Here is a 24,871-nt window from a genome sequence, read left to right on the forward strand (position 1 = left end):
TTTGATTACGAAGTGTATCCCTCCCCTGCACCTGAGATCACAAGCGCGGCATCTGCCGGGCAAGGTGTGCAGTGCAAAACGAAAAAGGGCCCGCCGAAGCGAGCCCTTCCGATCGACGAAGCGTCGAAGCTTAGTTGGCCGTCGCCGGCTGGCCGGCGCCGCCCGACTGGATCCGCATCGTGTCGCGGTTGTCGGCGTAGCTGTCGGCATCGTACTCGGGCGCTGCCTCGAGCTGCTCCTGCGTGAACTGCGTGTAGAGATACAGCGAGCCGCTCGAGTCCTGCATGAACTGCAGGTTGTCCATGGCCACGGCGACCGGCTTCGCGCCGATGCCGAGGAAGCCGCCGACGTCGACGATGACGGCATCGACCTGACCCTCGGGGCTGAGCGCGATGTCGGCGATGTCGCCCACGTTCTCTTCGTTCGGACCGTAGACCGTGGCGCCGAGCAGGTTGTCGGCGGTCAGTTCCGACTGGTCGGTAACCGCCGTCATGCCCTCACGCTCGCCGCCGGTGGAAGCGGTGGTCGTGGTGTCCGCCGTTCCGGTGGTGGCAACGGCCGCTTCGCCCTGCGCCATGTCGGCACCGCCGACCGGAGCGGTCGTCTCGGTGTTGGCAGTGTCGGTCGTCGCCGTCGTCGTGGCGGCTCCGGTCATGGCACCAGTGGCCACAGCCGTGTCGGCTGCCGGCTCGCCGGCCGCCATGGTGGCGTTGTCGTCGGATACCTCGAACGCCGGCGCCTGCTCGAGTTGCTCGCGGGTCATCGCCGTGGCGACGACCAGGTCGTTGTCGTCATCGCGGGTCATCTGCAGCTGGTCGAACGGGACCGCGACATCCTTCTCGCCGATGCCGAGGAAGCCGCCGACGCCGATCACCGCCGCTTCGACGCGGCCGTCGGACGCCATGATCAGGTCGCTGATCGTGCCGATCTCGTCGGCATCGTCACCGGGGCCGCTCTTGACTTCGGCGCTCATCAGGTTGTCCGCGAGGAACTGCTCGGCACCGGCCTGCGAGGCGTACTCGCCGGTCGCGGCAGGAGCCGCGTCGGTGCCGGCAGCCATTTCGGTGCCAGCGTCCGTGCCCGTGGCGGTGGCCGGAGGCGTGACAGCGGCCTGGTCCGTGCCGGTGGCGGCGGGAGCGGAAGCCGTGCCGGTCGCCGGGGCGCCGTTGACTGCGACGGCGTCGGCCGCGTCAGCCTGGTCCTCGGGGTCGACGAACTCCGGCGCCTGCGCCAGCTGCTCGACGCCGACGTTCAGCACGGCGCGGGGCTGGTTGTTCTCGTCGTTGGACCAGGTGATCTGGTCGAACGGAATGGCGACGGTGCGATCCTCGCCGCCGGCCGACATCTCCACGACGGCGGCGGCAACCTTGCCGTCGGCATCGAGCAGGAAGTTCTCGATCTCGCCGATGCTCGCCGCTTCCGCGGCGGCGCTCTGGTAGATCGACAGGTCGACCAGGTCACTGGCGAGGTGCTGGTCGGCGGTGAGCGACTGCATCTGGCCGGCCTGCGTCTCGGCGGCTGCCGTCGGCGCGGCGGCGTCGGTATCGATGGTTACCGTAGCATCCGGCGCGACGGGGGTCGCGTTGGCCGGCGCCTTGTCTTGGGCATAGGCCGAAGTGGCCAGGATACCCGCGAGGGCGGTCGTGGCGAAAAGCTTGCGCATCATGGAAATTGTCCTTGTCTATTCTAGGGATAGACGCGGCATTTGCCGCGAATGCTGAGTCAGCACTCGCGGCACGCCGCCTATGGAAAGAGAACTTACTCGAGAGGCTTCGGTTCCGGCGACCCGATCTTTCTTGGCTCCGGCCGGGCCGCCGCGGGCAGGGCCCCCCCGCGCGCCGAGGCCGGCGCCGTCAGGCGAAGACCAGGACGCCGAAGACGAGCATGAGAAGCAGGCCGATCAGCACGATGAAGATGAGGACCTTGGCGATGCCTGCCGAGGCGCCGGCAACGCCGCGAAACCCGAGCAGGCTCGCGATCGCCGCCACGATCAGCAAAATGACGATCCATTCAATCATGTCGTGCTCCGTGATTTGTGCCGCGCGCCTGCGCGGTCCCGCCGGCAGAACGGCCGCAAGGCGCGACGGTTCCTGTCGACAACCGTTGCCATGCCGCTGTGGCTAGATTGGCCGGCCGCCGATATGCGCCTATTTGCTGCTGCGGCAGGGCGCGAGGCCGGTCTTGCCGGATCGCATCCGACCACCTTTCGCCCATTGGGGACATTCATGAAGATTCTCGCGCTGCTCAACCAGGACGGCGGTACGTTGAAGACGCTGGATCTGGACCGGCTGGCGGCGCTGATCCGCGACGAGTTCCAGGTCCATGGCCACGAGATCACCGTCGAACGCTGCAAGGGAAGCGCCATCGTCGAGTCGATCCGGCGCGCGTCCGAGCGGCCGGACATCGACGTCCTGATGGTGGGCGGGGGCGACGGCACGGTTTCGGCCGCGGCGGTGGCGCTCACCGGCAAGCCCATCGCGCTCGCGATCCTGCCAGCGGGGACGATGAACCTGTTTGCTCGCACCCTTCAGATACCGCTCGACCTCACCGAAGCGATCGCCGCGCTGGCGTCGGGGCAGGTCCTGGCGGTCGATGTCGGAACGGTCAACGGCGAACCGTTCGTGCACCAGTTCGCCGTCGGCCTGCACGCGCGGATGGTGAGGATGCGCGAGAGCCTGACCTACGGCTCGCGCATCGGCAAGATCATCGCCAGCACGAGGGCGGTGTTCCTCGCGTTTCGCCGGTTCTCGTCGGTGGATCTGGTCATCGAGATCGACGGGGTGCAGCAGCGCATCTCCAGCCCTGCCGTCGCCATCTCGAACAATCTCTACGGGGAGGGGCACGTGCCTTACGCCGACGATCCGCGCGGCGGCGTGCTCGGCGTCTATATCTGCCGGGTCAAGGCGCCTAGCGCGGTGATGAAGCTGACCTTCGACATCCTGCGCGGATCGTGGCGGCAGAACCCCTATCTCGAGGTGCATGCCGCACACCGGGTCGCGTTCGAATACCGGGGACGCCATCATACCAAGCGGGCGATCCGCGATGGCGAACTGACCCGACTGGAGCCCAGCACCATCGTCGAGATCAAGCCGCTGGCGTTGAACGTGCTGGTGCCCGCGGAGGCCAGCTACCACGCGACGGCCGTGCCCTCGGCCGAGACCGCGGCGGCCTGACGCGCAAGTGGTCCATGCGCGGCGGACGTGTCAGCGCGGCGGGGCGTCCGGGTCTTCCGGCCAGTCCGCGTCGTCGGGCGAGCGGGCGTCCGAGCGACCCTCGGGGTCGAAGCCGGTTTCCTCGACGGTGGAATAGTTGTGCCCGCCCTGGGCGAGCAGGTTCAGCGCCTCGCTGATCTGCAGACCGAGCGGATCGAACTCGTCACCCTGGTCGATCGTCTCGCGGTAGCCGACCTGTCGCGCCAGCTCCTCGAGCCGCGCCTGCTTTTCCTCGACCAGCATGTCCGGACTGTTGAGGATGTCGTCGATCTCGGCCTGGGTGACCGGCTGGCTGATGCCGGGCTGGTCGGCATCGCCGCCCACCTCGATGTCGGCCGCAAGGATCGGATCGATGTCGTCGTTGCCCGTGTTGGACATGAAAGCCTCCATTCGGCTAGGCAGCCAGAAGATGGCCCCGGGCAGAAGCGCCCGGGGCCTTCCGCTGCTATTGCGTGTCGGCATCCTGGTCGGGCGTGACCGTGATACCGGTCGGCTCGGCGGTATCGGCGAGAGGCGCCGTCGCCGGCACGTCGCTGGAGATGTCGGCATCCGGCAGGGCCCAGCCATAGATCCCCAGCCCGATAAAGACGACGGCACAGAGCGCCAGAGCGACGATCAGGATCTTGAGGACGGGGGTCCCCTTCTCGCCCTGCCGGGCGTCTTCGGGATTGAGTTTCGGCTCTGGCATGTTCACGTCCTGACGATGAGATGTTCGGCGGCGCCCGCGGGTACCGCCGCCATGGAAAAGATGGTCTATGCGCCTAGCGGGTGCGCTCGCGATAGGTGACGATGGCCCGCCAGATCGCGAAGCCCGTCGCGCCGGCGACCGGAAGCAGGAGAAGCTTCTTGTTCCGCCGCACCGAGCGCAGCAGGAGCGGCGCGTTGGTCAGCGCTGCGACGCCGGCGATCGAGGCGATGTCGCTCTGCAGCCGATCGTCCGCCCGCCGGGTCGGGGTGCGCTGGAGCATGACGGTCATGATCCAGAACACCAGGAACAGCAGCAAGAAGAACCCGGCAAAGCCAAGCGCCGTCGGCAGCGCCCCGAAATGATCGGCCAGGAAAATGAACAGCGAGGCGATCAGGAAGGCGAGGGTGAGCACGCCGAACAGCGCCATGACGGCGTACAGCCCGGCGAGCCGCCGCATCCGCACGAGGTAGGTGCCGGCTTCGCCTGTGATCAGCCTGGTGATGAGCTGCAGCACCATGATCAGCGGCGGAAGAGACGCGCGTAGATATACCCTGCGGCGGCGGCGATCAGCACGCTCTTGATCGGCTCGGCGCGCACCTTCTCGCTCAGCTGCTCCTCGAGATCGGAAGCCGCATCCTGCGCCTGACGCATGTAGCGCTCGCCGCGTTCGCGGACGTCGTCACGCAGGGCGAAGGCCTGCTGGCGCGCGCCATCGGCGCGATGCGTCGCCTCGGCCTTCAGCGCTTCCGCAAGGCCGCTGACATCCTCGCGCAGCCGCGCCAGTTCGGCCTCGATGTCGTGCTTGCTCCCGCTCGTGCCGGGACCGGTCGGCTTGCCAGCCGTCTTGACGTCGTTGGAACTGATATCGGAAGCCATGGAGCACCCCACTGAACGAATACTGAGAGAATGGCGCGGCGCGGGATCGATCCGCCCGGCCACCGGTGTTGATTGAAACTATCGGGCGACCGGGCGGTTCCCGCCCGGCGTGCGGTTTGTGGCCTCAGGCTGCCGGCGCCACGCCGATGATCTGCGACGAGATCGAATCCGGCCCGTATTCGCCGTCACCCTCGATGCCGAGGATTTCGGCGATGCGGGTGCGGGCGCGCGAGACGCGGCTCTTGATCGTGCCGACGGCGCATTTGCAGATCTCGGCGGCCTCCTCGTAGGAGAAGCCCGATGCGCCGATGAGGATCAGCGCCTCGCGCTGGTCGTCGGGCAGCATGTCGAGCGCCTTGCGGAAATCCTGCAGGTCGAGATGGCCCTGCTGCTCCGGGTGGCCTGCAAGCTGCATGGCGTGGATGCCGTCGACATCCTGCACCTCGCGGCCCTTCTTGCGCATCTGGGTGTAGAACTCATTGCGCAGGATGGTGAAGAGCCAGGCCTTGAGGTTGGTGCCCGGCTGGAAGGTGTGCTGCTTGTCCCAAGCCTTGACCAGCGTCTCCTGAACCAGGTCGTCCGCCCGGTCGAACGAGCCGGACAGCGAGGCGGCAAAGGCGCGCAGGTTGGGAATGATCGCAATAAGTTCCCGACGGAAATCTTGCTGTTCGCTCATCAATGAACCTACTTGCGGTCCGCATTCTTCGATGCCGATTCCGCCGCGTCCAGCGCGTCGAGAAGCGACAGGAAGCGGTCCGGGACCGGTTCGCTGGCGACGTCGTCGTAATAGGCCTTGAGGCGCTTGCCGATAGCGGTCTGCACGCCGTATTGCGGTGTCGGCGCCGGCGATCGCTGATGCTGCTTTTCCTGGAACATGTGGTCCTTCGTCTCGCGATCATCCATACGTTGTCTCGGCGTGTCCTGGTCGTTCGCCCATGGCAGGTGACATGCCACGCCCCCGCGCCGCACGACGACAGTTACATAAATCCATTACTGCGCTTCTCAACCCTGCCCCTCCAGAATGTCCCCCTCGAAAACGTCGAGCCGTCACAGGAGCATCCGAAGGCGAGAACTTCCGTGACAGGGCAAAGTTCCCGTCGCCGGCGAGGAACTTTTCCGGCCGGGGGGCATTCAGCACCCATTCGTGCCTTATCCTTAGGTCGACACGAGGGGAGTTTTCATGTCGATGTCATCCCGCATAGCGCCTCACATTCCGTATCTCAGGCGCTATTCACGGGCCCTCAGCGGTTCGCAGGCCAGCGGCGACGCCTATGTCGCAGCAGTTCTCGAGACGCTGATTGCTGATCCCAGCCTGTTTCCCGACGACCAGACGCCGCGGATCTCGCTGTACAAGCTGTTCTCGTCGCTCTGGCAGTCCGTCGAGGTGAACATCCGCGAGGACGCACCGACATCGGCCTGGGAAGAGAAGGCATCGCGCAACCTGCGCGCCATCTCGCCGCTGCCGCGCCAGGCCTTCCTGCTGGTCGCCGTCGAAGGCTTCACGACGGAAGAGGCCGCCCTCATCCTCGGTCTCGACGACGCGGAATTCTCGCGCCTGATCGACCAGGCGAGTTCCGACATCGGCCGCCAGGTGTCCACCGACATTATGATCATCGAGGACGAGCCGCTGATCGCGATGGACATCGAGCAGATGGTCGAGAGCCTCGGCCACACGGTGACCGGCGTCGCGCGTACCCACAAGGAAGCGCTGACCCTGTTCGAGAAGCAGAAGCCGGGCATGGTCCTGGCGGACATCCAGCTGGCCGACGGCAGCTCGGGCATCGACGCGGTCAACGACATTCTCGCCAAGGTCTCGGTACCGGTGATCTTCATCACCGCGTTCCCTGAGCGCCTGCTGACGGGTGAGCGGCCGGAGCCGACCTTCCTCGTCACCAAGCCCTTCAATCCGGACATGGTGAAGGCGCTGATCAGCCAGGCGCTGTTCTTCGAGTCAGACAGGAAGGCCGCGGCCTAGGCCGCGGTCCTGACGTGCCGGCCGTGGCTAGCCCCAGCGAGCACAGGATCGGGCGGGCCAGCATGAGCCGGTCCGGCGACCTCGCGGCCGGCGTGTCCGGCCGGGGCGGCCCGCACGCCCGTCACCGCTGCACTCAGGCTGCCGCTTCGCCGCGGCGTGTGGTGTCGCGGAGACCGGCGAAGCAAGTCGTCGCTCCACATCGGTTCCGTTCGTCTCCGGGCCCGGACAATACAGTGCATTTTTCGAGCGTCGGCTGATGTTGGCAGACAAGGTCATGCGAGCGATAGGCAACACGGAGATGTCCGTGTTCGCCCAGGATCGCGATCTGCGCTACTGCTGGGTGTCCAACGCTGGCGATTCCTGGCTGGCCGGCGCCGACGAGGGCATGACCGACGGGGACATTCTGTCCGGCCAGGCCGCGGAGCGGTCCACCGCCATGAAGCGGGAAGTGCTGCGCAGCATCCGTCCGGCACGATTCGAACTCTCCATCGCGACGGGGCCCTCGGTCCGCTGGTACGACGTTCGGGTCGACGTCGACCGCGACGCAGAGGGTGAGGTCTGCGGCCTGATCGGGACCTCGTTCGAAATCACCGAGCAGAAGCGCCGCGAGGAGACCCTCAAGACGTTGCTGCGCGAGCTTTCGCATCGCTCGAAGAACCTTCTGGCGATCATCCAGAGCCTTGCCAGCCAGACGGCTCGCCATTCCGTGACGGTGCCGGAATTTCTCGTCCGCTTCCGCGGCCGCATCCAGTCGCTCTCCTATTCGCAGGACATCGTCACCGACGCCGACTGGCGCGGCGCCGACCTGATGAGCCTCGTCACCATGCAGGTCGAGCGCTATGCGCCGGACGGCATGGACCAGATCGAGGTGGAGGCGCCGGACGTCTATCTGTCTCCGACGGCCTCGCTGCATGTCGGCCTTGCCCTGCACGAACTGGCGGTCAACGCCGCCTCGTACGGCGCGCTGTCCGTCCCCGGGGGCGGCGTGTCGATCACCGCGCGCTTCGACCGGAACGCCGATGGCGAACGGCTGGTCCTGGTCTGGCAGGAGCGCAACGGCCCGCGCGTGCGGGCCGAGCGCGACGCCCGGTTCGGCACCTCGACGCTTGAGCGGATCGTCCCCAATGCGGTGGGCGGCGATGCGGAACTGGACTATCTGCCCGGCGGTATCCGCTACACCCTGACCATTCCCGAGGCGCAGTACGAGATCATATCGCGCGCCTCCGTCGAGTCCGCCTGACCCTTGCGACGCCGCCTTTTCGGCGACGGGATGACGCTAACGAATTTTTCACGCCTTCGTGACGCAGCGGCGAATTTCGCCGGGAACGAATCTCCCCACGGCTCATTTAATTGACCAAAGGAGAGGTTTTCATGGAACACGTTGCTGCTTTCATGTTGCTTGTTGGCTGTTCGAGCGACGCCACGCTTTGCAAGGAAATCCCGGTCCCGGTGCCGGCTTACGAGACCCTGGCGGAATGCCAGTCCGATCTCCCCCTGCAGATTCGTCTGAGTGGCTCGACCGACCGTCGCGTCCTCGGCGCCTGCAAGGCGGTGGACGAGGAGGTCTTCGAACAGTCGGCGTCGATCGACTGGGCTGTCAGCCGCGCCGGCCAGCTTCTCATCACGTTCGACGCGGAGCCGCAGGTCGTCGCGGCTCGCTGAATGCTGCTGACGGCATGATGGAACGAAACCGTTCTTCTGTCGTTACGACCGGGGACGACGAGTTTTTAGTGAGAGGTTGGGAATGATCAGGAAGATTTCATTGGCGGCAGTTGCGGCGTTGACGCTCGCCGCATCGGGCTGCACGACCGAAGACCGCTACACCGCGGGCGGTGCCGGTATCGGCGGCCTCGGCGGCGCGGCGATTGGCGCGGGCATCACAGGTGACGCACGGGGCGCGCTCATCGGCGGCGCCATCGGCGCTGGTACGGGCGCGGTGGTCGGCAACGTCATCGGTCGTTCGCAGGAACGTCCGGGCTACTGCCGCTACTCGGATGGCAACATCTATCGCTGCCCGGCGGGCTATTGATCGGCTCTAGCTGATCACGCCACCATCAGAATTCGGAAAGGCCGTCGGGAGTACATCCCGGCGGCCTTTTTCGTTGAGGCGCTTTGCGGCTCGGGCCGGTCCGGCTACAACTGCCGAAGCATCGCAAGCGGGGACGCCATGACATCGCCAAGCCATCGCCCGTGCGGCCGAGCGTCCGGACCCGGCCGTCACAAGGCGCTGGGCCTGGCACTGGTCCTGTGCGGGCTGGCGCTCTCCGGCTGCTCGGGAAGCGCGCCGCCGGTCTTCGGGGCCGTCTTCGGACTGGAGGGGGCGGACGTCGCGCCGTTCACGGTCGGCAAGGTGCCGGAGCCGTCACCCTCCGCCGACGACCGCATCCTCGGCCTCGCGGCCAGCAATCCCGGGCAGTGCATCTATCTGCGGCCCGACAACCGGCGTTTCCGCGCCACCTGTCCGGACGGCTATCAGCTGTGACGCGCGGGCCCGTCGCCGGACGCTGACGGCGTTTCGCCGAGCAGCGCGACGAAGGCCTCACGGAAGCCACCCGGGCCTGCCGGATCGCGCGCGAACGCCACGTGGCGCAGCCGGTCGCCGCGGGCGATCTCGAAGCCGGACCTGTCGACCGTCGCGATCCGCCATCCATCCTCCCGCTCGCCCTGCCGGCGCGCGATCCTGTCGATGGCATCGGCGTGGTCGTCATTCATGTGGTCCCGGGCGCGCAGGCCCGCGGCGTCGAGCCCGGCGACCGGCGCATCGAGGAAATCCTCCGGCTGCAGGCGGAAGGCCCGTCCGAAGCCGCCATTCAGCGCGGCACCGGACGGCAGCAGGCGAACGAAGCGGAAATCGGCGAAGTCGGCATAGAGGGCCGCCTTCGGATGGCGCGACAGGAAGCGCTCGCGCAGGGCAGGGCGCTCGGGCGCGTCCGCTGCAATGATCGCCGCTGTCGCTGCGAGCGACAGGCGCGGATGCGCCAGCGGGTCGCCCTTGCCGGGCTCGCCGACGAGCAGCGAGCAGCGCGGATCGCCGGCAAGCGACGTGGCGTGGGCCGACAGGTCCGAGATCAGCATGACCGGGCAGCCGCAGCCGTCGGTCGCCACCAGCACCCGGCTGGCCGCCGGATGTCCGGACGGGTCGATGATGGCGAGGGCGCCGTGGCGCGCCTCGCGCAGCAGGCGCCGCGACAGGGCCCGGACCTCGTCGTCCACCGGCTGGAACGGCGAGGTCGGCGATTCGGCATTAGTGGGCGCGTCTTCGGATCGGTCGTCCATGCCGGGATCATACGCCGGATGCCGACCGGGCGGCACCCGGTGCCGGGTCCGTCGCGCGACAATCGCGGCGACAGCCGTTGGAACTGCCCCGCCGGCGGGTTATCTGCGGCAGGAATGGCGAAAGCCACAGCACGGAGACAGGCATTGAACGACGCACAGAAATCCGCGATCCAGACGTTGCTGCGAGGCCTTGACGCTCCCGACGGCAAGGGCGACGTGGTCTCCCGCGGCATGGTGTCGGACATCTTCATTGCCGACGGCAAGGCGTTCTTCTCGCTGTCGGTACCGGCGGCGGAAGCCGATCGCTTCGAACCGTTCTGCCGGGAGATCGAGCGCCGCGTCGTCGACATCGATGGCATCGCCAGCGCCCTCGTGGCGCTGACCGCCGAGAAGGTGGCCGGCGCGCCCTCGCGGGCGCCGCAACCGGTCCCGCCGCAGCAGCCGGGCCGGCCGGGCCAGGCGATCCGCCCCGGCGCGGCCCCCGCCGGCGCCCCCGGCGCCGCGCGCCCGGCGACGTCGAAGCCGGGCGTTCCCGGCATCGACCGGATCATCGCCGTCGCCTCCGGCAAGGGCGGCGTCGGCAAGTCCACCACCGCGGTCAACCTGGCGCTCAGCTTCGCCGCGCTTGGCCTCAGGGTCGGCATCCTCGACGCCGACATCTACGGGCCGTCGATCCCGCGCCTGCTCAACCTGAAGGAAAAGCCGCGATCGGCCGGCGGCCGGACGCTGATCCCGCTCGAGGCCTATGGGCTCAAGGCGATGTCCATGGGCTTCCTGGTCGACGAGGAGACCCCGATGATCTGGCGCGGCCCGATGGTGATGTCGGCGCTCACCCAGATGCTGCGGGAAGTCGAATGGGGCACGCTGGATCTGCTCGTCGTCGACATGCCGCCCGGCACCGGCGACGCCCAGCTGACCATGGCGCAGCAGGTTCCGCTGGCCGGCGCCGTCATCGTCTCCACGCCGCAGGACCTCGCGCTGATCGACGCGCGCAAGGGCCTGGCGATGTTCCGCAAGGTGGACGTGCCGGTGCTCGGCATCGTCGAGAACATGAGCTACTTCATCGCCCCCGACACCGGCGCGCGCTACGACATCTTCGGCCATGGCGGGGCGAAGGCGGAGGCGCAACGCCTGGATGTGCCGTTCCTGGGCGAGGTGCCGCTGGAGATGGTGATTCGGGAAACCTCGGATGCGGGACGGCCCATCGTCGTCGCCGAACCCGACAGCCGGCATGCCGCGGTCTATCGCGACATCGCCGCGCGGACGCTCGCGGAAATGGACCGGGATGCGGCGGGCGGGGCCAAGGCTCCGGCCATCGTTTTTGAGTAAGTGGTCAAAAATTAAGCTTGCATGGAAAACGCAAAACTTGTCGGATGCCCCCTTCCGGTGGGCGCTGTTGCCCGCCTTGCCATTTCGGGAGTTCATCCATGAAATTGTTGACCCGGCTCCTCGCCGCCACCGCGCTGACGCTGGCGCTCGGATCCGCTGCTTCGGCCAAGACGCTGGTCTATTGCTCGGAAGGCTCGCCCGAGGGCTTCGACCCTGGCCTGTACACCGCCGGCACCACCTTCGATGCTTCCGCGCACCCGATCTACAACCGCCTGACCGAGTTCAAGAAGGGCACGACCGAGGTCGAGCCGGGCCTGGCGGAAAGCTGGGAAGTCTCGGACGACGGGCTGCAGTACACGTTCAAGCTGCGTCCGGGTGTCAAGTTTCATTCCAACGACAACTTCACGCCAACGCGCGATATGAACGCCGACGACGTGATCTTTTCCTTCGAGCGTCAGGGCGACCCGGAAAACCCCTACAACCAGTACGTCGCCGGCGCGTCGTGGGAGTATTACAACTCCATGTCGATGCCCGATCTCGTCAAGTCGGTCGAAAAGGTCGACGACATGACGGTCCGCTTCACGCTGAACCGTCCGGAAGCGCCGTTCATCGCCAATCTCGCGATGCCGTTCGCCTCGATCATGTCCAAGGAATACGCCGACCAGCTCGCCGAGAACGACCAGCAGGCGCAGCTGAACCAGGCACCGATCGGCACCGGGCCCTTCGAGTTCGTCGATTATCAGAGCGACGCGGTGATCCGGTATGAATCGTTCGACGACTACTGGGGCGGCGTGCAGCCGATCGACGACCTGGTCTTCGCGATCACCACCGACGCCTCGGTGCGCCAGCAGCGCCTGCTCGCCGGCGAGTGCCACATCATGTCCTACCCGAATCCGGCGGACCTCGAGAGCCTGCAGAAGAACGCCGACCTCACCGTGATGGAGCAGGAAGGCCTCAACATCGGCTTCCTTGCCTACAACACGCAGCAGGCGCCGTTCGACAAGCCGGAAGTGCGCCGCGCCCTCAACATGGCGATCAACAAGCAGGCGATCATCGACGCCGTCTACCAGGGCGCCGGCCAGGTCGCCAAGGCGCCGATCCCGCCGACGATGTGGTCCTATAACGACGCGCTGGAAGACGACAAGTACGACCCCGAGGCGGCCAAGGCGGCGCTCGATGCGGCCGGCGTCGAGAACCTGTCGATGAAGATCTGGGCGATGCCGGTCTCGCGGCCTTACAACCCGAACGCCCGGCGCATGGCCGAACTGATCCAGGCGGATTTCAAGAAGGTCGGCGTCAACGCCGAGATCGTCACCTATGAATGGGGCGAGTATCTCGAGCGCTCGTCGCAGGTCGATCGCGATGGTGCGGTGCTGCTCGGCTGGACCGGCGACAATGGCGATCCGGACAACTTCCTGGCCGTGCTGCTCGGCTGCGACGCCGTCGGCGGTGCGAACCGTGCGCAGTGGTGCAACGAGGAATTCAACAAGCTCGTCCAGGAAGCCAAGACCAAGCCGACGCAGGAAGAGCGCGCCGAGCTCTACGAGCAGGCGCAGGTCGTCTTCAAGCGCGAGGCGCCGTGGGCGACGATCGCCAACTCCGTGGTCTACGTGCCGATGCGCTCCAACGTCACCGGTTTCGTCCAGAGCCCGCTCGGCGACATGACCTTCGACGGTGTCGACATCACCGAGTAGGTCCAGCTATCTGTGGACAGACGGGCAGGGGCGGCGACAGCCGCCCCTGCTTCGTTTAGGCCCCCTGCTTCCCACGCCAACGGCGCCCGGCAGCATGTCGCCGCCCGCAAAAACGTGTAGAACGGTTCCATGTTACGTTTTCTTGTCGGTCGTCTCGCCGTTCTGGTGCCCACCTTCATTGGCGTCGCGCTGGTCGCCTTCTTCTTCATCCGCCTGCTGCCCGGCGACCCGGTGCTGATCATGGCGGGCGAACGGGGCCTGTCGCCGGAACGCCACGCCGAACTGTCGGCGCTCTTGGGCTACGACCAGCCGATCTTCGTCCAGTTCTGGAACTTCCTCACCGGCCTGTTCCAGGGTGACTTCGGCCGGTCGATCACGACGCGGCGGCCGGTGCTCGAGGAATTCCTGACGCTGTTCCCCGCGACGCTCGAACTCGCCTTCTGCGCCATCGTGTTGGCCATCGTGCTCGGCATCCCGGCCGGCGTCTTCGCGGCGGTCAAGCGCGGCTCGTGGTTCGACCAGTCGATCATGGGCGCCGCCCTCGTCGGCTACTCGATGCCGATCTTCTGGTGGGGCCTCTTGCTGATCATCTTCTTCTCGGGCGTCCTGCAGTGGACGCCGGTCTCCGGCCGCATCTCGCTGCTGTATTATTTCCCGACGACCACCGGCTTCATGCTGATCGACTCGCTGCGGTCCGGCCAGGCCGGCGCCTTCACCTCGGCCCTGTCGCATCTGATCCTGCCCTCGGTGGTGCTGGCGACCATTCCGCTGGCGGTGATCGCCCGGCAGACCCGGTCCGCGATGCTCGAGGTGCTGGGCGAGGACTACGTGCGGACGGCGCGCGCCAAGGGACTGTCGCACCGCCGCGTCGTCGGGGTCCACGCGCTGCGCAACGCGCTGATCCCGGTGGTCACCACGATCGGCCTGCAGGTCGGCGTGCTGCTCGCGGGCGCCATCCTGACCGAAACGATCTTTTCCTGGCCGGGGATCGGCAAGTGGATGGTCGACAGCGTCTTCCGCCGCGACTACCCGGTGGTGCAGGGCGGTCTGCTGCTGATCGCCATGATCATCATGTTCGTGAACCTCGTGGTGGATCTCCTCTACGGCGTGATCAATCCCCGCGTCAGGGCGCAATAGGAGGCCTTGATGAGCCATATCGAAGCCCAGGAAGCCGCCGAAGGGATCGGCGCCGAGGTCCCGGATCGCGAGCCGACGAAAAGCGCCCGCCGCGTCATGCTGGCGGAGTTCTGGTTCTACTTCTCGGAGAACAAGGGCGCCGTCGGCGGCCTCGTGGTGTTCACGCTGGTCGTGCTTGCGGCCCTGTTCGCGCCGCTGATCGCCCCGCACTCGCCGATCCTGACCAACACCAACGCCCTCCTGGTGCCGCCGGCCTTCCAGGACGGCGGGCAGATGACCTACCTGCTCGGCACCGACCCGGTCGGCCGCGACATCCTCTCGCGGCTGATCTACGGCGCGCGCTACTCGCTGTTCATCGGCGTCGTGGTCGTGGTCATCGCCGTGTCGACCGGCATCTCGCTCGGCCTGATCGCCGGCTATGTCGGGGGCTGGGTCGACACGGTGATCATGCGGGTGATGGACATCATCCTCGCCTTTCCCTCGCTGCTGCTGGCGCTGGTGCTGGTGGCGGTGCTCGGACCCGGGCTGTTCAACGCGATGATCGCCATCGCGCTGGTGCTGCAGCCGCATTTCGTCCGGCTGACCCGGGCCTCGGTGATGGCCGAGAAGCAGCGCGAATATGTCACCGCCGCCCGCGTCGTCGGTGCCGGCCCGCTGCGGCTGATGCTGGTGACGATCCTGCCCAACTGCCTCGGACCGCTGATCGTCCAGGCGACGCTGTCCTTCTCCAACGCCATCCTCGACGCCGCGGCACTCGGCTTCCTCGGCATGGGCGCCCAGCCGCCGACGCCGGAATGGGGCACGATGCTCGCCGAGGCGCGCGAGTTCATCCTGCGCGCCTGGTGGGTGGTGACGTTCCCGGGCCTGGCGATCCTGATCACGGTGCTCGCCATCAATCTCGTCGGCGACGGCCTGCGCGACGCCCTCGACCCGAAGATGAAGCGAAGCTGATTCCATGCCCCTTCTTTCGATCCGCAACCTCTCCGTGACCTTCGCCACGGCCTCCGGCCCGTTTAAGGCGGTGGACGGCGTCGACCTGACCATCGAGCCGGGCGAAGTGGTCGGCATCGTCGGCGAGTCCGGGTCCGGCAAATCGGTGGCGATGCTCGGCCTGATGGGCCTGCTGCCGCCCAGCGCCACCGTCACGGCCGACGAGATGAGCTTCGAGGGCCGCGACATGCGGGTGATGTCCGACGCTGATCGCCGCAAGATCATCGGCCGCGACGTGGCGATGATCTTCCAGGAGCCGATGGCGAGCCTCAATCCCTGCTTCAATGTCGGGTTCCAGATCAAGGAAGCCCTGAAGGCGCATACCGATCTCGACCGCAAGGCGCGGCAGAACCGGGCCATCGAGCTGCTGCAGCAGGTTGGCATGCCGGAGCCGGAGCGCCGGCTCTCCGCCTTTCCGCACCAGCTCTCCGGCGGCATGAGCCAGCGCGTGATGATCGCCATGGCGACCGCCTGCAATCCCAAGCTGCTGATCGCCGACGAGCCGACCACGGCGCTGGACGTGACCATCCAGGCGCAGATCCTCGATCTGCTGCTCGACCTGCAGAAGTCGCACGGCATGGCGATGATCCTGATCACCCACGACATGGGCGTGATCGCCGAGACGGCCGAGCGCGTCGTCGTGCAGTATGCCGGCCAGCAGGTGGAGCGCCAGCCGGTCGGCACCCTGTTCGAGACGCCGCACCACCCCTATACGGCGGCGCTGCTTGCGGCGATCCCGGAGCGCTCGACGGGCGACCGCCTGCCGACCATCCCGGGCGTCGTGCCGGGGCAGGGCGACCGGCCGGACGGCTGCCTGTTCAACCCGCGCTGCCCGAAGGCCGACGATCGCTGCCGCACCATCGTGCCGCCGCACCAGCCGCCGTCGCTCGGCGAGGCCTTGTGCCATTATCCGATGAATGCGCCGCTCGAAGCGGGCTATGCGCAGGGAGCCGCCCGATGACCGCCATCGTCACGGCCAGGGACGTCAGCCAGGTCTACGAGGTCCGGCGCGGCATGTTCGCCAAGCAGCTGGAGCTCAAGGCCGTCAAGGAGGCGAGCTTCTCCGTCGAGGAAGGCGAGACACTGGCGATCGTCGGGGAATCGGGCTGCGGCAAGTCGACCCTCGCGCGCATGCTGACGATGATCGAGACGCCGTCGTCGGGCGAGCTCGACATCGACGGCGTGCGGATCACCGGTGAGGAGAAGGGCGACGCCAGGCGGCTGCGCTCCACCGTGCAGATCGTCTTCCAGAACCCCTATGGCGCATTGAATCCGCGCCAGAAGGTCGGGACGATCATCGAGGAACCGCTGAAGATCAACACCGGCCTGTCGCGCGCCGAGCGTCGGGCGAAGGCGGAGGCGGCGCTGGCCGAGGTCGGGCTGCGGCCCGAGCATTACGGCCGCTATCCGCACATGTTCTCCGGCGGCCAGCGCCAGCGCATCGCGATCGCCCGGGCGATCATCCTCGAGCCGAAGATCCTCGTTCTCGACGAGCCGGTCTCGGCGCTGGACGTGTCGATCCAGGCGCAGATCCTCAACCTGCTCGCCGACCTGCAGGACCGGCTCGGCCTGACCTACGTCTTCATCAGCCACGATCTGTCGGTGGTCCGGCATGTCGCCGACCGGGTGATGGTGATGTATCTCGGCCGGCCGGTGGAGATCGCGCCCGTCGACGCGCTCTACGCCAATCCGCTGCATCCCTACACGCGGGCGCTGCTGTCGGCGACGCCGGCGACAGACCCCGCCAAGAAGGTCGAGCGCATCCGCCTGACAGGTGAGCTGCCGTCGCCGTTCAATCCGCCGCCGGGCTGCTCCTTCAACCCTCGCTGTCCCTATGCCAACGAGCGTTGCCGGACGGAGTTGCCGCTGCTGAAGCAACATGGTGCGACCAAGGTCGCCTGTTTCGCGGTGGATGAAGGCCGGCTGCCGCCGGCAAGGGCCACGGCGCTGATCCAGGCCTGAGCGGTCTCAACCGAAAAGAGCCGCGCGCTACGACCGGGCGCGGCGAGCCGTGCCGACGAAAACAAACTTCTCGGCGGCAAGGAACAGCGGGATGGTGATGAGGGCGGCGCCCATGTCGTCGCCCATGACCCCGACAGCGCCCGGCAAGGCCTCGAGCCACTCCAGCGGCCAGATCTTGGACCGGTCGATCACCAGATAGATCGGTGCGGCAAGCAGAAGGCGCTGCCATCGAGCAGCGCCGAGTACCGAGGCAACGAGGAGGAATCCCGCGACCTCGTCGACGACGATGCGTCTGTCGTCGCCCGTGCCGGTCGCGTCGTCCCATAGCACGACGCCTGTCGCCCCCAGCCCCGTCACCGCTATCAGAAGCGCCGCAAGCCAAGTGCGACGTCGCAGCAGGATCGCGGCGAACAGGGCCGTTGCGATGGCAAGCCCCGCCCGGAGCGGATGGACCAGACCGGCGCCGAACCATGTCGATAGCCAGAGCGCCGGACTGGTCCATGAAAGACCGCCGGGAACGTCCAGCAGCCTGAGCGTCGTATCCAACGCGGTCAGAAGATCAGCATCAGCAGCCCGATGACGACGAGAAGACCGATGAGAAAGACGATGCCAACGGCGCTGGCGAAGAACTTGAGCATGACTGATCCTTGCAGGATGGGGGAGTTGCGGCCGGAAACCGGCGCGCAATGGTGATGGGACACCAACGTCCGACCCTGCCGCCCGTTCCGGCCTGGCGGTCCGGCCGGAGATGACCGGCGCTCGACGACGGCGCTACTGATCGACCTGGTGGCGCTCCAGAGCGTCGACGATCTCCTGGGCGCCGATCTGGCCAAGAATCTGGCCGTTGCGCGAGACCACGACGGAACCCTGGCCCTTGCAGACCGACGCCATCACCCGGCGCAGCGGCGTGTCCGGCTCGGCCATGCCGGCGACGCGGGCCGGGGCATCGCCGGAGTCGCGGCTGATCGGCTTCATCACGTCCTCGGCGGTGAGGACGTTGAGCGGGTTCATGTGCGTCACGAAATCGGCGACGTAATCGTTGGCGGGACGCAGCACGATGTCCTGCGCCGTGCCGATCTGGATGATCCGCCCGCCTTCCATGATGGCGATGCGGTTGCCGAGCTTGAAGGCCTCGTCGAGATCGTGGCTGACGAAGATGATGGTCTTCTTCAGCCGCTGCTGGATCTCCAGAAGCTCGTCCTGCAGCCGCGAGCGGATCAGCGGGTCGAGCGCCGAGAACGGCTCGTCCATCAGCAGGATCGGCGCGTCGGTGGCGAAGGCGCGGGCAAGGCCGACGCGCTGCTGCATGCCGCCGGAGAGTTCGCCGACGCGGTTGTCCGCCCAGTCGCCGAGGCCGACCAGCTGCAGCTGGGTCATCACCCGGTCGCGGCGCTCGGCCTTCGGCTCGCCGGACAGCTCCAACCCCAGCCCGACATTGTCGGCGACGCTGCGCCAGGGCAGCAGTGCGAACTGCTGGAACACCATGGCCACCTCGTGGCGGCGCAGTTCGCGCAGCCGCTTCGTGCCGCAGTCGCGCGGGTCGACCTGGCCGTTGCCGGTGTCGACCACGACCCGCCCGCGGGTCACCGGCGCGAGGCCGTTGACGGCCCTGAGCAGCGTCGACTTGCCGGAGCCCGAGAGCCCCATCAGCACGGCGATCTCGCCCTCGAAGACCTCCATCGAGGCGTCGGCGACGCCGAGCGTCGTGCCGGTCGCCTCGCGGATCTCGGCGCGGGACTGGCCGGCATCGGCCAGCGGCAGGGCGGCCTCGGGATTCTTGCCGAAGACGATCGAGACGTTCTGGAAGGAGACGATCGGCTTGGTCATCGCGGCGATTCCTCGACCCGGAAGAAGCGGTCGAGAATGATCGCCAGGAGCACGATGGCAAGGCCGGCCTCGAAGCCGTTGCCGACATTGATCGAGTTGAGCGCCCGCAGCACCGGCACGCCGAGCCCCGGCGCTCCGACGAGGGCGGCGATCACCACCATCGACAGCGACAGCATGATCGTCTGGGTCAGGCCCGCCATGATCTGCGGCAGCGCGTAGGGGATCTCGACCTTGAACAGCCGCTGCAGCGGCGTCGCGCCGAAGGCGTCGGCGGCCTCGATCAGCTGCTGCGGCGTCGAGGCGATGCCGAGGCGGGTGAGGCGGATCGAGGCGGGCAGGGCGAAGATCACCGTCGCGACGAGGCCGGGCACCATGCCGAGGCCGAACAGGATCAGCGCCGGGATCAGGTAGACGAAGGTCGGGATGGTCTGCATCAGGTCGAGGATCGGCCGCAGGATCACGTAGACCCACTCGCGCCGCGCCGCGGCGATGCCGAGCGGGACCCCGATGATCATCGACGTGGTGGTCGCCGCCAGCACCAGCGCCAGCGTCTGGACGGTGGCCTCCCAGAAGCCGAGATTGATGATCAGGAGAAGGCCGCCGAGGGTGAACAGCACCACCGGCAGCGAGCGGCGGGCGATCCAGGCGATGGCGCAGAACACCGCCACGACCACGAAGGGATGCGGCCATTCGAGGATGAAGAGGATGCCGTCGATGAACCCTCCCAGCCCCGTCGTCAGCCCGTCGAAGACGAAGGTGAAGTTGTCCGTCAGCCAGTCGACGAAGGCTTCTGCGTAGTCGCCGATCGGCAGCGGGTTGTCTTCCAGCCATTCCACTTGGGAGGTCTTCCTTCTTGCGGGGTTCGGGCCCGTTCATGCAAGCAGGGCCGGTGCGGCCGGCCCTGCTGTCGTCGCGGATCGGTGCGCTCAGGAGAGGCCGAGCGATTCCTTGACCGCCGGAAGGCCTTCCCCGCCCTCCGTCGTGGTGACGCCCTCGAGCCAGGCGTCGAGGCGGCCCGGATTGGCCTTCAGCCATTCCTCGGCAGCCTCGCCGGGATCCTTCCCGTCGTCGAGGATCGCCCCCATGATCTGGTTTTCCATCTCGAGGTCGAAGGTGAGGTTGGTCAGCAGCTTGCCGACATTCGGGCACTCCTCGACATAGCCCTTGCGCGTCACCGTGTAGACGGTGGCGCCGCCGTAGTTCGGTCCGAACGTGTCGTCGCCGCCGGAGAGGTACTCGATGTCGTAGGTCGAGTTCATCGGGTGCGGCGCCCAGCCGAGGAACACGATCGGCTCGTCGGAGCGCGTGGCGCGGGCGACCTGGCTGAGCATGCCCTGCTCGGACGAGGCGACCAGCTCGAAGTCGCCGAGGTCGAACTCGTTCTTCTCGATCATGCCGATGACCAGGCTGTTGCCGTCATTGCCCGGCTCGATGCCGTAGATCTTGCCGTCCAGCTCGTCCTTGAACTTGTGGATGTCGGAGAAGTCCTTGAGGCCGGCGTCGAAGAGATATTTCGGGACCGCCAGCGTGTATTTGGCGCCCTCGAGATTGGTGTGGACCTGCACGATCGAGCCGTCGTCGAGATATTTCTTCAGGTCGTTCGACTGCGCCGGCATCCAGTTGCCGAGGAACACGTCGAGGTCGTTGTTGGAGAGCGAGGCGAAGGTGACCGGGACGGAGAGGATCTTGACGTCCGCCTCGTAGCCGAGCCCGTCGAGGATCTTGCCGGTCACGGCCGTGGTCGCGGTGATGTCGGTCCAGCCCACGTCGGAGAGACGGACGGTCGAGCAGCTTGCCGGCTCCTGCGCCGCGGCCGGGGAGGCAGCGATCAGAGCACAGAGGGAAAGCCCCGCAACAACGTGGCGAGAAATCATGATGGTCTCCTTTCTGGGGCACCAATTTGCCACGTCGGCCACCCGTCGGCGCCGGGTCGGGTTCGATCGGTGCTGAGTATTGCGCCATGTTCCAGGCTTGCGCAACATTGCATCTACGGCGGTGAGGTCAACCGTCAGAAGGCGATCGCTGCGGTATTCTTCACCTCCTCCATCACGGCATAGGTGTGGGTCTCGCGGACACCCGGCAGCGCCAGCAAGGTCTCCGAGAGGAAGGCGCGATAGGCCGCCATGTCCTCGACCCGCGCCTTGATCAGGTAGTCGAAGCCGCCCGCCACCATGTGGCATTCCATGATTGCTGGCGTCGCCTCCGCCACGCGCTTGAACTCGGAGAACACCGCGTCGCTGGTGCGATCCATCTTGACCTCGACGAAGACGATCATGCCACGCCCGAGCTTCTCGGGCGCCAGCCTTGCGGCGTAGCCGAGGATGAAGCCCTCGCGCGTCAGCCGCTTCACACGCTCCGCCGTCGCCGTCGGCGACAGGTGCACCCGCTCGGCCAGTTCGAGATTGGTCAGCCGCCCCTCGCGCTGGAGCTCGCGGAGAATGCTGCGGTCTTTTCGGTCGAGGTCAGTCATTTCCCCGATTTTGGCCGATTCTGGTCGCGGTTGTCACCATGCGGCGTGCGCTTTTTGGCGAGAAGCGCCCTCGGACGGCCTGCTAGAGTGCCGCCGACCCCGCTTCAGGAGAACGCGATGCCGGCTTCGCCCCCGCCTTTCACCGCCCCCTACGCACCGGATGATGCCGCCGCCGTCGCGGCGCTGCTCGGGGCGGCCGGCCGCTGGAGCCACGACGAGGCGGCGGTGGACCGCCGGGCCCGCGCGCTGATCGAGGGCATCCGCGGCTCGGCCGGCGGCATCGGCGGCGTCGAGGATTTCCTGCGCGAGTTCGGCCTCTCCAGCCGCGAGGGCCTGGCGCTGATGATCCTCGCCGAGGCGCTGCTGCGGGTGCCGGATGCGGCGACGCAGGACCGGCTGATCGAGGACAAGATCGGCGCCGGCGACTGGGCCCATCACGACGGCGACGAGGACCGCATGCTGACCGCCGCCTCGGCCTGGGCGCTCGGCATCTCGGCGCGGATCATCCGGCCGGGCGAGACGCCGCAGGGCGTCATGCAGACGCTGGTGAAGCGTCTCGGCGCCCCGGCCGTGCGCACTGCGACGCGCCAGGCGATGCGCTTCCTCGGCCGGCATTTCGTGCTGGGCGAGACGATCGGCGACGCGCTCGACCGGGCGCGAAGCTTCGAGAAGAAGGGCTACCGCCACTCCTACGACATGCTGGGCGAGGGCGCCCGCACCGCGAAGGATGCCGCGCGCTACTTCAAGTCCTATGCCGACGCCATCGAGGCGATCGGTCGCAAGGCCGGCAACAAGGCGCTGCCCGACCGGCCCGGCATCTCGGTGAAGCTGTCGGCGCTCTATCCGCGCTATTCGCCGATGCATCGCGACGCCGTGATCCGCGACCTCGTGCCGAAAGTCGTAGAACTCGCGAACTTGGCCAAAGGCTACGACCTCAACCTCACCATCGACGCCGAGGAGGCCGAGCGGCTGGAACTGTCGCTCGACGTCATCGACGCGGTCGTCGCGGCCTCGGACTTCAAGGGCTGGGACGGTTTCGGCCTGGCGATCCAGGCCTACCAGAAGCGCACGCTGGCGGTGATCGACCATGTCGCCGCCCTGGCAGAATCGGCCGGCATCCGGATGATGGTGCGGCTGGTCAAGGGCGCCTACTGGGACACCGAGATCAAGCTGGCGCAGGAAAAGGGCCTTGCCGGCTATCCGGTCTATTCGCGCAAGCCGGCGACGGACCTCTCCTATCTCGTCGCCGCCCGCGCGCTGCTCGACCGCCGCCCGCTGCTCTATCCGCAGTTCGCCACCCACAACGCCCTGACCGTCGCGACGATCATGGAAATGGCGGGCGCCAACCCGACGGGCTTCGAGTTCCAGCGGCTGCACGGCATGGGCGAGGCGCTCTACGAGACGCTGCGCAAGACGAAGGGCGGCGGCGACATCGCCTGCCGCATCTACGCGCCCGTCGGCGGCTATCGCGACCTGCTCGCCTATCTCGTCCGGCGGCTGCTCGAGAACGGCGCCAACTCGTCCTTCGTCGCCCAGGTGGGGGATGAGGACGTGCCGATCGAGACGCTGCTGCAACGCCCGCGCGACCTGCTTGCCGACGGCCCGGCCCGGCATCCGAAGATCGCCCTGCCGCGCGACGTCTTCGCGCCGCGGCAGAACTCCGCCGGCGTCGCCTTCGGCGACCGCCAGGCGCTGGGTCGCTTCCTCGCCGGGCGCGATGCCGCCGGGCCGCTGGACGTCACGGCGCGCTGTGCCTGGCCTGGCGCCGCGGCCGACGCGCCGGCGACCGTCCGCTCCGCCGTCGACGGCGCGCCGATCGGCCGCGTCCATGCGCTCGGCGCCGACGCGGCGACCGCCCTGGTCGGCGAAGCAGCCCGCCATGTCCGCGCCGCCGAAGCCGTCCCGGCAGCGACGCGCGCGACGTGGCTGCGCAAGGCCGCCGACCTGATGGAGGCGCGAGAGGGCCTGCTGATGAACCTCCTGGCGCGCGAGGCCGGCAAGACCGTCGACGACGGCATAGCCGAGATCCGCGAGGCGGTCGATTTCCTGCGCTTCTACGCCGCCGAGGCCGAGCGGTTGTTCGGCGCGCCGACCTTCCTGCCCGGCCCGACCGGCGAGGAGAACGTGCTGCAGTACCGCTCGCGTGGCGTCGCGGTCTGTATCTCGCCGTGGAACTTCCCGCTGGCGATCTTCACCGGCCAGGTCGCCGCGGCGCTGGCAGCCGGCAATGTCGTCGTCGCCAAGCCGGCCGAGCAGACGCCGCTGGTCGCCGCCGTCGCCGTCGGCATGCTGCACGAGGCGGGCTTTCCCGCCACGAGCCTCTACCTCGCCCCCGGCGACGGCAAGGCCGGCGCGGCGCTCGTCGCGCATCCGGCGACGGCCGCCGTCGCCTTCACCGGCTCGACCGATACGGCCTTCGCCATCAACCGCGCGCTCGCCGCCCGCAACGCCCCGATCGCGCCGCTGATCGCCGAGACCGGCGGCATCAACGCGATGATCGTCGATGCGACGGCGCTGCCCGAGCAGGTGGCGGACGACGTGGTGATGTCGGCCTTCCGCTCGACCGGCCAGCGCTGCTCGGCGCTGCGGCTCCTGTTCGTGCAGGAGGAGGTCGCGGACGCGATGGTGGAGATGATTGCCGGCGCCGCGGCAGAGCTCACCGTCGGTGATCCCCGGGATATCGCCACCGACATGGGCCCGGTGATCGATGCCGCGCAGCACGGCATGCTGCGTGAGCACCTCGACCGCATGGGCCGCGAGCAACGCATCCGCTTCGCCGGGGCGCTGCCGAACGGCCTGCCGTCGGAAGGACACTGGATCGCGCCGCACATCGTCGAACTCGACCGGGCGGAAGCGCTGCCGGGCGAGGTCTTCGGCCCGATCCTTCACGTGGTGCGCTGGAAGGCCGGCGGGCTCGACGCGGTCTGCGACCAGATCGAGCGCACCGGCTACGGCCTGACGCTCGGCATCCACAGCCGCATCGACGACGTGGCGCGGCGTGTGCGCGAGCGGCTGACGGTCGGCAATGTCTACGTCAACCGTAACATGATCGGCGCCATCGTCGGCTCGCAGCCCTTCGGCGGCTCCGGCCTTTCCGGCACCGGGCCGAAGGCCGGCGGCCCCAATTACGTCGCCCGCTTCGCCCGCGAGCAGGTGGTGTCGGTCAACACCGCCGCGGCGGGGGGCAATGCCAGCCTGATCGCAATGGAATCGTAGCAAACGAGTAACAGACAGCGGCTGCAACTTGCGCTATGGTGCTGACGTTGCGGCAACAAGACCTGCTGAGGCCCGCGAGATCCTCCCAATCGCTCGAGCCTCGCAACGCCGCGAACTGGCCGGCATGCCGACATTTTCCTCCCAATGTCGCGGACGGGCAGACTGACAGACGAGGAGCCCGGTGCGCCCTGCGCCCGGGCTTCTTCGTTGCAGTGCGAG

The 24,871-nt window shown here is 67.6% G+C and carries 28 protein-coding genes; 13 read left to right on the top strand and 15 right to left on the bottom strand.

Annotated elements, in window-relative coordinates:
- Window positions 1-130: 130 nt before the first annotated feature.
- Together LXB15_RS04440 and LXB15_RS04445 are read right to left on the bottom strand one after the other, a co-directional pair.
- Entirely contained in the window at window positions 131-1,666 is a 1,536-nt protein-coding gene (locus tag LXB15_RS04440) for a PRC-barrel domain-containing protein (RefSeq protein ID WP_233951186.1), read from the bottom strand.
- 187 nt (window positions 1,667-1,853) lie between these two features.
- Complete coding sequence (locus LXB15_RS04445; protein WP_233951187.1) at window positions 1,854-2,018, bottom strand: DUF1328 domain-containing protein; 165 nt, start codon at window positions 2,016-2,018, stop codon at window positions 1,854-1,856.
- A gap of 207 nt (window positions 2,019-2,225) precedes the next feature.
- Here LXB15_RS04445 and LXB15_RS04450 point away from each other — a divergent pair, with 207 nt between their 5' ends.
- Window positions 2,226-3,173: a diacylglycerol kinase family protein gene (locus LXB15_RS04450; protein ID WP_233951189.1), complete on the top strand. Its 948-nt coding sequence runs from the start codon at window positions 2,226-2,228 to the stop codon at window positions 3,171-3,173.
- A gap of 30 nt (window positions 3,174-3,203) precedes the next feature.
- Here LXB15_RS04450 and LXB15_RS04455 read toward each other — a convergent pair whose 3' ends face one another.
- The 6 genes from LXB15_RS04455 to LXB15_RS04480 form a co-directional block, all read right to left on the bottom strand.
- On the bottom strand, window positions 3,204-3,590 hold the full coding sequence (locus LXB15_RS04455) for a hypothetical protein (RefSeq protein WP_233951191.1): 387 nt from the start codon (window positions 3,588-3,590) through the stop codon (window positions 3,204-3,206).
- Window positions 3,591-3,657: 67 nt separating this feature from the next.
- Entirely contained in the window at window positions 3,658-3,900 is a 243-nt protein-coding gene (locus LXB15_RS04460) for a hypothetical protein (protein ID WP_233951193.1), read from the bottom strand.
- Window positions 3,901-3,973: 73 nt separating this feature from the next.
- Window positions 3,974-4,417 carry a hypothetical protein gene (locus tag LXB15_RS04465; RefSeq protein WP_233951195.1) on the bottom strand — a complete coding sequence of 148 codons (444 nt, stop codon included), beginning with the start codon at window positions 4,415-4,417 and terminating at the stop codon, window positions 3,974-3,976.
- A 2-nt stretch (window positions 4,418-4,419) separates the two neighbouring features.
- Window positions 4,420-4,776, bottom strand: coding sequence for a hypothetical protein (locus LXB15_RS04470; protein ID WP_233951196.1), 357 nt, complete (start codon window positions 4,774-4,776; stop codon window positions 4,420-4,422).
- Window positions 4,777-4,900: 124 nt separating this feature from the next.
- On the bottom strand, window positions 4,901-5,452 hold the full coding sequence (locus LXB15_RS04475; protein ID WP_183206904.1) for a sigma-70 family RNA polymerase sigma factor: 552 nt from the start codon (window positions 5,450-5,452) through the stop codon (window positions 4,901-4,903).
- Window positions 5,453-5,460: 8 nt separating this feature from the next.
- Complete coding sequence (locus tag LXB15_RS04480; protein ID WP_233951198.1) at window positions 5,461-5,679, bottom strand: NepR family anti-sigma factor; 219 nt, start codon at window positions 5,677-5,679, stop codon at window positions 5,461-5,463.
- 277 nt (window positions 5,680-5,956) lie between these two features.
- Here LXB15_RS04480 and LXB15_RS04485 point away from each other — a divergent pair, with 277 nt between their 5' ends.
- The 5 genes from LXB15_RS04485 to LXB15_RS04505 all read left to right on the top strand — a co-directional run bounded on the left by LXB15_RS04485 (window position 5,957) and on the right by LXB15_RS04505 (window position 9,233).
- Window positions 5,957-6,751 (top strand): response regulator, encoded by a 795-nt coding sequence (locus tag LXB15_RS04485; protein ID WP_233951200.1) that lies wholly within the window; start codon window positions 5,957-5,959, stop codon window positions 6,749-6,751.
- 298 nt (window positions 6,752-7,049) lie between these two features.
- On the top strand, window positions 7,050-7,991 hold the full coding sequence (locus tag LXB15_RS04490; protein WP_233951201.1) for a sensor histidine kinase: 942 nt from the start codon (window positions 7,050-7,052) through the stop codon (window positions 7,989-7,991).
- A 131-nt stretch (window positions 7,992-8,122) separates the two neighbouring features.
- Window positions 8,123-8,413 carry a hypothetical protein gene (locus tag LXB15_RS04495; protein WP_233951203.1) on the top strand — a complete coding sequence of 97 codons (291 nt, stop codon included), beginning with the start codon at window positions 8,123-8,125 and terminating at the stop codon, window positions 8,411-8,413.
- An 82-nt stretch (window positions 8,414-8,495) separates the two neighbouring features.
- Window positions 8,496-8,780 (top strand): glycine zipper domain-containing protein, encoded by a 285-nt coding sequence (locus tag LXB15_RS04500; RefSeq protein ID WP_370640172.1) that lies wholly within the window; start codon window positions 8,496-8,498, stop codon window positions 8,778-8,780.
- A 138-nt stretch (window positions 8,781-8,918) separates the two neighbouring features.
- Window positions 8,919-9,233 (top strand): hypothetical protein, encoded by a 315-nt coding sequence (locus LXB15_RS04505; RefSeq protein WP_233951204.1) that lies wholly within the window; start codon window positions 8,919-8,921, stop codon window positions 9,231-9,233.
- On the opposite strand, the gene LXB15_RS04510 is transcribed toward LXB15_RS04505, so the two are convergent.
- Window positions 9,224-10,027, bottom strand: a complete 804-nt coding sequence (locus LXB15_RS04510; protein ID WP_233951206.1) for a HugZ family protein — start codon at window positions 10,025-10,027, stop codon at window positions 9,224-9,226. The two genes, LXB15_RS04505 and LXB15_RS04510, sit on opposite strands and share 10 nt — an antisense overlap.
- A 144-nt stretch (window positions 10,028-10,171) precedes the next feature.
- On the opposite strand from LXB15_RS04510, the gene LXB15_RS04515 reads away from it, so the two are divergent.
- The 6 genes from LXB15_RS04515 to LXB15_RS04540 all read left to right on the top strand — a co-directional run bounded on the left by LXB15_RS04515 (window position 10,172) and on the right by LXB15_RS04540 (window position 17,139).
- A complete protein-coding gene (locus tag LXB15_RS04515) occupies window positions 10,172-11,356 on the top strand; it encodes an Mrp/NBP35 family ATP-binding protein (protein WP_233951208.1) in 1,185 nt (394 codons plus the stop codon).
- 98 nt (window positions 11,357-11,454) lie between these two features.
- A complete protein-coding gene (locus LXB15_RS04520; protein WP_233951210.1) occupies window positions 11,455-13,050 on the top strand; it encodes an ABC transporter substrate-binding protein in 1,596 nt (531 codons plus the stop codon).
- A gap of 129 nt (window positions 13,051-13,179) precedes the next feature.
- Window positions 13,180-14,187, top strand: coding sequence for an ABC transporter permease subunit (locus LXB15_RS04525; RefSeq protein ID WP_233951212.1), 1,008 nt, complete (start codon window positions 13,180-13,182; stop codon window positions 14,185-14,187).
- 9 nt (window positions 14,188-14,196) lie between these two features.
- Window positions 14,197-15,138, top strand: a complete 942-nt coding sequence (locus LXB15_RS04530) for an ABC transporter permease subunit (protein WP_233951214.1) — start codon at window positions 14,197-14,199, stop codon at window positions 15,136-15,138.
- A gap of 4 nt (window positions 15,139-15,142) precedes the next feature.
- The gene (locus tag LXB15_RS04535) at window positions 15,143-16,138 is read left to right on the top strand and encodes an ABC transporter ATP-binding protein (protein ID WP_233951215.1); all 996 of its coding nucleotides are present in this window, start codon (window positions 15,143-15,145) and stop codon (window positions 16,136-16,138) included.
- Window positions 16,135-17,139 (top strand): dipeptide ABC transporter ATP-binding protein, encoded by a 1,005-nt coding sequence (locus LXB15_RS04540; protein WP_233951217.1) that lies wholly within the window; start codon window positions 16,135-16,137, stop codon window positions 17,137-17,139. Before LXB15_RS04535 ends, LXB15_RS04540 begins: the two co-directional genes overlap by 4 nt.
- A gap of 27 nt (window positions 17,140-17,166) precedes the next feature.
- Here the strand turns inward: LXB15_RS04540 and LXB15_RS04545 are convergent, their stop codons facing one another.
- From LXB15_RS04545 to LXB15_RS04570, 6 genes are all read right to left on the bottom strand, one after another.
- Window positions 17,167-17,685 carry a phosphatidylglycerophosphatase A gene (locus LXB15_RS04545; RefSeq protein ID WP_233951219.1) on the bottom strand — a complete coding sequence of 173 codons (519 nt, stop codon included), beginning with the start codon at window positions 17,683-17,685 and terminating at the stop codon, window positions 17,167-17,169.
- 5 nt (window positions 17,686-17,690) lie between these two features.
- Entirely contained in the window at window positions 17,691-17,840 is a 150-nt protein-coding gene (locus LXB15_RS04550) for a hypothetical protein (protein ID WP_233951221.1), read from the bottom strand.
- A gap of 70 nt (window positions 17,841-17,910) precedes the next feature.
- Window positions 17,911-18,966 (bottom strand): choline ABC transporter ATP-binding protein, encoded by a 1,056-nt coding sequence (choV, locus tag LXB15_RS04555; protein WP_233951223.1) that lies wholly within the window; start codon window positions 18,964-18,966, stop codon window positions 17,911-17,913.
- Complete coding sequence (gene choW / locus LXB15_RS04560) at window positions 18,963-19,802, bottom strand: choline ABC transporter permease subunit (RefSeq protein ID WP_233951225.1); 840 nt, start codon at window positions 19,800-19,802, stop codon at window positions 18,963-18,965. The genes choV and choW overlap by 4 nt, the downstream gene beginning before the upstream one ends.
- Before the next feature lie 90 nt (window positions 19,803-19,892).
- Window positions 19,893-20,840 (bottom strand): choline ABC transporter substrate-binding protein, encoded by a 948-nt coding sequence (locus tag LXB15_RS04565; protein ID WP_233951227.1) that lies wholly within the window; start codon window positions 20,838-20,840, stop codon window positions 19,893-19,895.
- Window positions 20,841-20,974: 134 nt separating this feature from the next.
- Window positions 20,975-21,436, bottom strand: a complete 462-nt coding sequence (locus LXB15_RS04570; RefSeq protein ID WP_233951229.1) for an Lrp/AsnC ligand binding domain-containing protein — start codon at window positions 21,434-21,436, stop codon at window positions 20,975-20,977.
- Window positions 21,437-21,553: 117 nt separating this feature from the next.
- On the opposite strand from LXB15_RS04570, the gene putA reads away from it, so the two are divergent.
- The gene (gene putA, locus LXB15_RS04575) at window positions 21,554-24,652 is read left to right on the top strand and encodes a bifunctional proline dehydrogenase/L-glutamate gamma-semialdehyde dehydrogenase PutA (RefSeq protein WP_233951231.1); all 3,099 of its coding nucleotides are present in this window, start codon (window positions 21,554-21,556) and stop codon (window positions 24,650-24,652) included.
- The last annotated feature ends 219 nt before the right edge of the window (window positions 24,653-24,871 follow it).

This window comes from Aurantimonas sp. HBX-1 (assembly GCF_021391535.1).
In the GTDB taxonomy this organism is placed as follows: Bacteria; Pseudomonadota; Alphaproteobacteria; order Rhizobiales; family Rhizobiaceae; genus Aurantimonas.